The sequence below is a fragment of the Streptomyces palmae genome (assembly GCF_004684805.1).
GTDB lineage: Bacteria > Actinomycetota > Actinomycetes > Streptomycetales > Streptomycetaceae > Streptomyces > Streptomyces palmae.
In genome coordinates, this window is the sequence record NZ_SRID01000319.1 from 1 (window position 1) to 8,178 (window position 8,178).

The window sequence follows — 8,178 nt, forward strand, 5'->3', positions numbered from 1 at the left end:
CCCCTGATCACCGCCATCGGCCTGTCCATCGCGCTGCAGCAGGTCGTCTGGGCCTTCTACCCGGACGCCAAGAAGCCCCGCTCCTTCCCCCAGTTCGAGGGCGAGTCCTTCAAGGTCCTCGACAACCTGAGCATCCAGCGCGGCGACCTCTTCCTCCTCATCGCCGCCCCCCTGTGCATGTTCGCCCTCGGCATGTTCGTCTCCAAGAGCCGCACCGGCCGCGCCATGCAGGCCACCGCCCAGGACCCCGACACCGCCAAGCTCATGGGCATCGACACCGACCGCATCATCGTCATGGCCTTCGCCATCGGCGGCGCCTTCGCCGCCGTGGCCGCCACCGCCCACGGCCTCAAGTACGGCCAGATCAACTTCGAAATGGGCTTCATCGCCGGCCTCAAGGCCTTCACCGCGGCCGTCCTCGGCGGCATCGGCAACATCTACGGCGCCATGCTCGGCGGCGTCGTCCTCGGCCTCGCCGAAGCCCTCGCCATCCGCTACATCGAGGACATCCCCGGAATGCACCAACTCGGCGGCGGCGCCTGGAAAGACGTCTGGGCCTTCACCCTGCTCATCGTCGTCCTGCTGGTCAGACCACAAGGCCTGCTCGGCGAACGCGTAGCGGACCGGGCCTGAGGGAGGGACGCACATGAGCACCGACACCACCAGCCCCACCGCACCCACCGACCGCTGGCGCCCCCTCAGCACCCTGCGCTGGCGCGCCCTCGCCGCCGCCGGCGGCCTCGCCACCGCCGCCAGCACCCTGCTCGCCTGGACCTGGACCGCCGAATTCCCCGGCGACCTCACCATCTACGGCTACCCCGGCGGCCTCCAGATCCTCACCCTCATCGGCGGTCTCGTCACCACCCTGATCGCCCTGTCCGCCCTCGGTCTCACCGGGCTGCGCTGGCTCACCCCGGCCGGCTCCACCCAGGCACTCCGGCTCGCCGCCCTCGGCACCTTCGCCACCACCTGGTTCACCGTCATCGCCATCACCGTCGACCTCGGCGGACTGGTCAACCTCGAACCCGGCGGCTACGTCGCGGCGGCCACCTCCGCCATACCCGCCGCCCTCTCCTTCCTCATCCCCGACGACACCCGGCCGGCCAAACGCCCCAAGGCACTGGCGAGCTGGCTCGAAATCCTGATCATCGTCGCCGTCTTCGCCGCCGCCCTCCAGATCCTCACCTACGGCATCGACATCGACGACGACGACAGCGAGGAGTTCGTCGGCTACCTGATCACCGTCGGCTTCGGCGCCGCCACCCTCCTCAAGTCCGGCCTCGCCGCCCGACTCTCCGCCCTCACCCGCAACCACCAGACCAGCACCGTCACCGCCGCCTTCCTCACCGCCGCGGCCTTCCCCTTCACCCAGAGCGACGACCAGTACCTCCAGCTCGGCGTCAACATCCTGATCTTCGCCACCGTCGCCCTCGGCCTGAACGTCGTCGTCGGCCTCGCCGGCCTGCTCGACCTCGGATACGTCGCCTTCCTCGGCGTCGGCGCCTACACCGCCGCCCTGGTCTCCGGATCCGCCGCCTCCACCCTGGACATCCACTTCCCCTTCTGGGCGGCCGTCCCCACCGGCGCACTGGTCGCCCTCATCTTCGGCGTCCTCATCGGCGCCCCCACCCTCCGGCTCCGCGGCGACTACCTCGCCATCGTCACCCTCGGCTTCGGAGAGATCTTCCGCATCGCCGTCAACAACCTCGACGGCAGCTCAGGCCCCAAGGTCACCAACGGACCCGACGGCATCCCCAACATCCCCGACCTGCACATGTTCGGCTACGACTTCGGCGCGGAACACACCATCGGCGGCTTCCGGCTCGGCTCCTTCGCCAACTACTACCTGCTGATGCTGCTCTTCACCGTCCTGGTCGTCCTCGTCTTCAGCCGCGCCGGGAACTCCCGCATCGGCCGCGCCTGGGTCGCCATCCGCGAGGACGAGACCGCGGCCACCGCCATGGGCATCAACGGCTTCCGCCTCAAACTCATCGCCTTCGCCCTCGGCGCCACCCTCGCCGGCATCGCCGGCACCGTATGGGCCCACACCCAGTACACCGTCGTACCCGAGCAGTACGTCTTCTCCGGGCCCGTCGCCCCCAACTCCGCCTTCCTGCTCGCCGCCGTCATCCTCGGCGGCATGGGCACCATCAGCGGCCCCCTGGTCGGCGCGGCGCTCCTCTTCCTCATCCCGGAGAAGCTCACCTTCCTCCAGGACTACCAGCTGCTCGCCTTCGGCGTCGCGCTCATCCTGCTGATGCGCTTCCGCCCCGAAGGACTCATCCCCAACCGGCGGCAGCAGCTCGAATTCCACGAACCAGAACAAGACCAGCCCGACGCGCCCGCCCGGGGCATCGACCCACCCGCCGTCGGCGTCACCAAGGCGGAGGCGTGACCTGACATGACCGAAACCAAGGCCACCCCCAGCACCGGCACCACCCCCATCCTCCAGGCCACCGGCGTCACCATGCGCTTCGGCGGACTCACCGCCGTACGCTCGGTCGACCTCGCCGTACACCCCGGCGAGATCGTCGGACTCATCGGCCCCAACGGCGCCGGCAAGACCACCTTCTTCAACTGCCTCACCGGCCTCTACATACCCACCCAGGGCACCGTCGCCTACCAGGGCACCGTGCTGCCCCCCAAACCCCACCTGGTCACCCAGGCCGGCATCGCCCGCACCTTCCAGAACATCCGGCTCTTCGCCAACATGACCGTCCTGGAGAACGTCCTGGTCGGACGGCACACCCGCACCAAAGAGGGACTCTGGTCCGCCCTGCTGCGCGGCCCCGGATTCAAGCGCGCCGAGGAAGCCTCCCGCGAACGCGCCATGGAACTCCTGGAGTTCACCGGCCTCGCCCACAAGGCGGACCACCTCTCCCGCAACCTCCCCTACGGCGAACAACGCAAGCTGGAGATCGCCCGCGCCCTCGCCAGCGACCCCGGCCTGCTCCTCCTCGACGAGCCCACCGCCGGCATGAACCCCCAGGAGACCCGGGCCACCGAGGAACTGGTCTTCGCCATCCGCGACCGAGGCATCGCCGTCCTGGTCATCGAGCACGACATGCGCTTCATCTTCAACCTCTCCGACCGGGTCGCCGTCCTCGTCCAGGGCGAGAAACTCATCGAAGGCACCGCAGAGGTGGTCCAGGCCGACGAACGCGTCATCGCCGCCTACCTCGGCACCCCCTTCGAGCCCACCCCGGACACGGCCGAACCCGAGACCGGCACCAGCGGCGATGCCGACGCGGCGGACGCCCACCCCGGGCAGAACAGCACCGCAGCAACGGAGGACGAGCAGTGACCGCACTCCTGGAGGTCGAGGACCTCCGCGTCGCCTACGGCAAGATCGAGGCCGTCAAGGGCATCTCGTTCAGCGTGGAGGCCGGCCAGGTCGTCACCCTCATCGGCACCAACGGCGCCGGCAAGACCACCACCCTGCGCACCCTCTCCGGGCTGCTCAAGCCGCTCGGCGGCACGGTGGTCTTCGACGGCAAGCCGCTCACCGGGGTCCCGGCACACAAGATCGTCGCGCTCGGCCTGGCCCACTCGCCCGAGGGGCGCCATATCTTCCCCCGGCTCAGCATCGCGGAGAACCTCCAGCTCGGCGCCTTCCTCCGCAAGGACACCGAGGGCATCGCCAAGGACATCGAGCGGGCCTACGAACTCTTCCCGATCCTGGGGGAGCGCCGCACCCAGGCCGCCGGCACCCTCTCCGGCGGCGAGCAGCAGATGCTCGCCATGGGCAGGGCGCTGATGTCCCGCCCCAAACTGCTGATGCTGGACGAGCCCTCCATGGGCCTCTCGCCGATCATGATGCAGAAGATCATGGCCACCATCGCCGAGCTCAAGGCCCAGGGCACCACCATCCTGCTGGTCGAGCAGAACGCGCAGGCCGCGCTCGCGCTGGCCGACCAGGGGCATGTGATGGAGATCGGCAAGATCGTCCTGTCCGGCACCGGCCAGTCCCTGCTGCACGACGAATCCGTGCGCAAGGCCTACCTGGGCGAGGACTGAGCGGCGGCCCGCACGGGACACCGGCCGGGGCGCGCGCGGGCCCCGGTTCCCCTGGGGCGTACGCGTACGCGTACGCGGCCGCCGCCCCGCCGCGCTCGACCCCGCCCCATGCGAAGGGCCCGCGGTACCGGCCGACCGGTACCGCGGGCCCTTCGGCCGTACGGCGTGCGCCGCTACTGCTCCTTTGCCGCCTTCTTCTCCTCGGCGTCCTCGATGACCGCCTCGGCGACCTGCCGCATCGACAGCCGGCGGTCCATGGAGGTCTTCTGGATCCAGCGGAACGCGGCCGGCTCGGTCAGCCCGTACTGGGTCTGCAGCACGCTCTTGGCCCGGTCCACCAGCTTGCGGGTCTCCAGCCGCTGCGCGAGGTCGGCGACCTCCTGCTCCAACGCCTTCAGCTCGGCGAACCGGGAGACCGCCATCTCGATCGCGGGCACCACGTCGCTCTTGCTGAACGGCTTCACCAGATAGGCCATCGCCCCCGCGTCCCGGGCCCGCTCCACCAGGTCGCGCTGCGAGAAGGCGGTGAGCATCAGCACCGGAGCGATGCTCTCCTCGGCGATCCGCTCGGCCGCGGAGATCCCGTCCAGGACCGGCATCTTCACATCGAGGATCACCAGATCCGGCCGGTGCTCCCGGGCCAGCGCGACGGCCGTCTCACCATCGCCCGCCTCGCCGACGACGGTATACCCCTCTTCTTCGAGCATCTCCTTGAGATCAAGGCGGATCAGCGCCTCGTCCTCGGCGATGACGACACGGGTGGTCTGCGGGGGGACGTGCGGCTGCGCGTCGGGGGCGTCAGCGGTGCTCACTGTGCTCCTCGCTTCTGGGCAGGTGGGGCACCACGAGCCTACCCAGCTGTTGTAAGGTTGGCTCACGAAGGGTGGTCTCCAACCTTCGATCTGCAAGGCCCCGGTAGCCCAATTGGCAGCAGGCAATGGATTCAAAACCCATACAGTGTCGGTTCGAGTCCGACCCGGGGCACTTTTTCCTTTGATTCCAAGGTCTCTCAGGAGTCATTGGTTCTTCACTCCCTGCGGTGAACAATCCTTCAATCCGCCGCACCACGCCAGAAGTGCGACCAAGATCGCACTCGTGTACCCCACGCATATCCGCGAGCGCGTCCTCACACTCGTCGGCCAAGGCCGCAGTCTCAATTCGATCAGCCGGGAAACCGGCATATCCCGCTCGGCCATCCGTGACTGGACGACCCGGGCCGAGCCGGTCTCCCGGGCCGCCGAATGCCAGCGGTGCGCCGCTCCCCCCACCTTGCCGGACGAACCGGCCGCGTACGTCTACCTGCTGGGCCTCTACCTCGGCGACGGCTGTATCAGCAGCGGCAGACGAGGGGTGTACGCACTGCGCATCGCCTGCGCCGCGGCCTGGCCCGGTCTGGTGGACGCCTGCGCCCGGGCGGTCCGATCCGTCCGCCCGCAGAACAGCGTCTGCTTCGCCCGAAGCCAGGGCTGCGTGATGGTGACCAGCAGCAGCAAGCACTGGCCATGCCTCTTCCCTCAACACGGCCCCGGCAAGAAGCACGAGCGCCCCATCGTCCTTCAGCCGTGGCAGCAGGAGCTCGTCGACGCCCATCCCTGGGAGTTCATCCGCGGCCTGGTGCATTCCGATGGCTGCCGGATCACCAACTGGACCACGCGCGTCGTCGGGGGCGAGCGGAAGCGGTACGAGTATCCGCGGTACTTCTTCACCAACAAGTCGGCCGACATCCGGCAGCTGTACTGCGCCGCGCTGGACCGGGTCGGGGTGGAGTGGCGGATCACCCGCCGAGGGACGGATCCGTACAACGTCTCGGTGGCACGGCGCGGCTCCGTCGCGTTGATGGACATCCACGTCGGCCCCAAACACTGAACCCCCGCTCGGGTGGCGGGGGCACGGCGGTGGGCCGGGTGGCGTCAGAGGATGGTGTCGCCCTCGCCGATGTGGTGCACCCGGACCAGGTTGGTGGAGCCGGGGACGCCGGGCGGGGAGCCGGCGGTGATGATCACGGTGTCGCCCTTGCGGCAGCGGCCGATGCGCAGGAGTTCCTCGTCCACCTGTCGGACCATCTCGTCGGTGGTGTCCACCTTGGGGCCCAGGAAGGTCTCCACGCCCCAGGTCAGGTTGAGCTGGGAGCGGGTGGCCGGTTCCGGGGTGAAGGCGAGCAGGGGGATGGGCGAGCGGTAGCGGGACAGGCGGCGGACGGTGTCGCCGCTCTGGGTGAAGGCGACCAGGAAGTTGGCCCCGAGGAAGTCGCCGATCTCGGCGGCGGCGCGGGCGACGGCACCGGCCTGGGTGCGGGGCTTGCTGCGTTCGGTGAGCGGGGGCAGGCCCTTGGCCAGGATGTCCTCCTCGGCCGCGGCGAGGATGCGGCTCATGGTCTTGACCGTGTCCACGGGGTAGGTGCCCACGCTGGTCTCACCGGAGAGCATTACCGCGTCGGTGCCGTCGATGACGGCGTTGGCGACGTCCGAGGCCTCGGCGCGGGTGGGGCGGGAGTTCTCGATCATCGAGTCGAGCATCTGGGTCGCCACGATGACCGGTTTGGCATTGCGCTTGGCGAGTTTGATGGCCCGCTTCTGCACGATCGGCACCTGTTCCAGGGGCATTTCGACGCCCAGGTCGCCGCGCGCGACCATGATGCCGTCGAAGGCGTCCACGATGGCGTCGAGGTTCCGGACCGCCTGCGGCTTCTCGATCTTGGCGATGACCGGGAGCCGCCGGCATTCCTCGTCCATGACGCGGTGCACGTCGGTGATGTCGTCGGCGTTGCGGACGAAGGAGAGAGCGATGATGTCGGCGCCGGTGCGCAGCGCCCAGCGCAGGTCCTCGATGTCCTTCTCGGAGAGGGCGGGGACGGAGACGGCGACTCCGGGGAGGTTGAGGCCCTTGTGGTCGGAGACCATGCCGCTTTCGATGACGATGGTGTTGACGCGGGGCCCGTCGACGTCGACGACCTCCAGGGTCACCCGGCCGTCGTCGACGAGGATGCGCTCGCCCTTGCTGACGTCGGCGGCGAGGCCGGGGTAGGTGGTGCCGCAGCGGTGCTGGTCGCCCTCGACCTTCTCGACGGTGATGGTGAACTCGTCGCCGCGTTCGAGGAGTACCGGGCCTTCGCTGAACCGACCCAGGCGGATCTTCGGGCCCTGAAGGTCGGCGAGGATGCCGACGCTGCGGCCGGTCTCGGCGGAGGCCTTGCGCACTCGGCGGTACCGCTCCTCGTGCTCGGCGTAGGTGCCGTGGCTGAGGTTGAGGCGTGCGATGTCCATTCCGGCTTCGACGAGTGCCTTGATCTGCTCGTACGAGTCGGTGGCTGGTCCAAGTGTGCAGACGATTTTTGCTCGGCGCATGGTTCGACCCTATGACCTACCGACTGGTAGGGAGGTGGCTCACCCCGACTGCCCAACGGCCTTCCGGTGAAGGGATGTTGACGACCAGTGGAACGTGCGGGGGCTTGCTCCGGTGAGCGGTGGGACCGTGTCGGGCCGGGTCTGCTCACAGTTCGGGGCGGGTGATGGTGAAGCGCGCGTTGACATGGGCGTACACGGTCTGGCGGCGTGGTTCGAGGTCGAGTGCCTCGGGGGCGTCGTGGGCCGCGGCGCCTCGGTAGCGGGCGCCGCCCGGGGCCATGGGCATCGGGGGGCGGTGGTCCGCGTCCTGGTCGGTGAGTTCCAGGAGGGCCAGGGGCCGGGCGCCGAGGGCTTCGGCGTATTCGCGGGCGCGCTGTACGGCGTCGTGGACGGCCCGGCGGCGGGCCTCGCGGTGGGCCGGGGAGTCGGGGCGCAGCGCCCACCAGGGGCCGGAGACGGTGGTGAGGTCGAGGTCGGCGAGGCGGGTGACGAGTTCTCCGAGGGCGGTGAAGTCGGTGAGGGTGGCGGTGATGTGGACGGTGCCGAGGTAGGAGCGGACGCGTTCGGCGCGGCCCTTGGCGAGTTGCGGGACGATGCTGAACGCCCCGGTCTCCAGTTTCTCGACGGCGTCGGGGTAGCTCTTGACGAGTTCGAGGACCTGGTGGTTGCGGGTGGTGAGGTCGGTGAGGGCGGTGCGCCGGTCGGTGCCGCGGGCGTTGACGGTGATGGATATCCGGGCGATCTCGGGGTCGGCCTCGTGCCGGGCCTCGCCGCGGACGGAGACCTGGGGGGCGTCGGGGGTGCCGTAGGGCTGGTG

At 69.4% G+C, this 8,178-nt stretch carries 8 protein-coding genes and 1 tRNA gene; 6 read left to right on the forward strand and 3 right to left on the reverse strand.

The window, feature by feature from the left end; all coding sequences use genetic code 11:
* The 4 genes from E4099_RS25230 to E4099_RS25245 all read left to right on the forward strand — a co-directional run.
* Window positions 1-633, forward strand: a 633-nt coding sequence (locus E4099_RS25230) for a branched-chain amino acid ABC transporter permease (protein ID WP_135341414.1), incomplete at its 5' end; no start/stop codon positions are given.
* A gap of 13 nt (window positions 634-646) precedes the next feature.
* Window positions 647-2,395 (forward strand): branched-chain amino acid ABC transporter permease, encoded by a 1,749-nt coding sequence (locus E4099_RS25235; protein WP_135341415.1) that lies wholly within the window; start codon window positions 647-649, stop codon window positions 2,393-2,395.
* A 6-nt stretch (window positions 2,396-2,401) separates the two neighbouring features.
* Window positions 2,402-3,304 carry an ABC transporter ATP-binding protein gene (locus E4099_RS25240; RefSeq protein ID WP_135341416.1) on the forward strand — a complete coding sequence of 301 codons (903 nt, stop codon included), beginning with the start codon at window positions 2,402-2,404 and terminating at the stop codon, window positions 3,302-3,304.
* Window positions 3,301-4,017 (forward strand): ABC transporter ATP-binding protein, encoded by a 717-nt coding sequence (locus E4099_RS25245; RefSeq protein WP_135341417.1) that lies wholly within the window; start codon window positions 3,301-3,303, stop codon window positions 4,015-4,017. Before E4099_RS25240 ends, E4099_RS25245 begins: the two co-directional genes overlap by 4 nt.
* 173 nt (window positions 4,018-4,190) lie before the next feature.
* On the opposite strand, the gene E4099_RS25250 is transcribed toward E4099_RS25245, so the two are convergent.
* Window positions 4,191-4,829, reverse strand: a complete 639-nt coding sequence (locus E4099_RS25250) for an ANTAR domain-containing response regulator (RefSeq protein ID WP_135341418.1) — start codon at window positions 4,827-4,829, stop codon at window positions 4,191-4,193.
* Window positions 4,830-4,926: 97 nt separating this feature from the next.
* On the opposite strand from E4099_RS25250, the gene E4099_RS25255 reads away from it, so the two are divergent.
* Window positions 4,927-5,001 (forward strand) — tRNA-Leu (locus E4099_RS25255).
* Between the two features lie 111 nt (window positions 5,002-5,112).
* A complete protein-coding gene (locus E4099_RS25260) occupies window positions 5,113-5,883 on the forward strand; it encodes a helix-turn-helix domain-containing protein (protein WP_135341419.1) in 771 nt (256 codons plus the stop codon).
* A 44-nt stretch (window positions 5,884-5,927) separates the two neighbouring features.
* Here the strand turns inward: E4099_RS25260 and pyk are convergent, their stop codons facing one another.
* Both pyk and E4099_RS25270 read right to left on the reverse strand, forming a co-directional pair.
* A complete protein-coding gene (gene pyk, locus E4099_RS25265; protein WP_135341420.1) occupies window positions 5,928-7,361 on the reverse strand; it encodes a pyruvate kinase in 1,434 nt (477 codons plus the stop codon).
* A gap of 145 nt (window positions 7,362-7,506) precedes the next feature.
* Window positions 7,507-8,178 (reverse strand): SIMPL domain-containing protein (locus E4099_RS25270; RefSeq protein ID WP_135341421.1); only part of this gene is annotated, 672 nt, incomplete at its 5' end.

What these genes read in the sequence shown, in the direction of transcription:
- E4099_RS25240 (WP_135341416.1), top strand. Translation starts at nt 2,402, where the DNA reads ATGACCGAAACCAAGGCCACCCCCAGCACCGGCACCACCCCCATCCTC.
- pyk (WP_135341420.1), bottom strand. Translation starts at nt 7,361, where the DNA reads ATGCGCCGAGCAAAAATCGTCTGCACACTTGGACCAGCCACCGACTCG.
- E4099_RS25235 (WP_135341415.1), top strand. Translation starts at nt 647, where the DNA reads ATGAGCACCGACACCACCAGCCCCACCGCACCCACCGACCGCTGGCGC.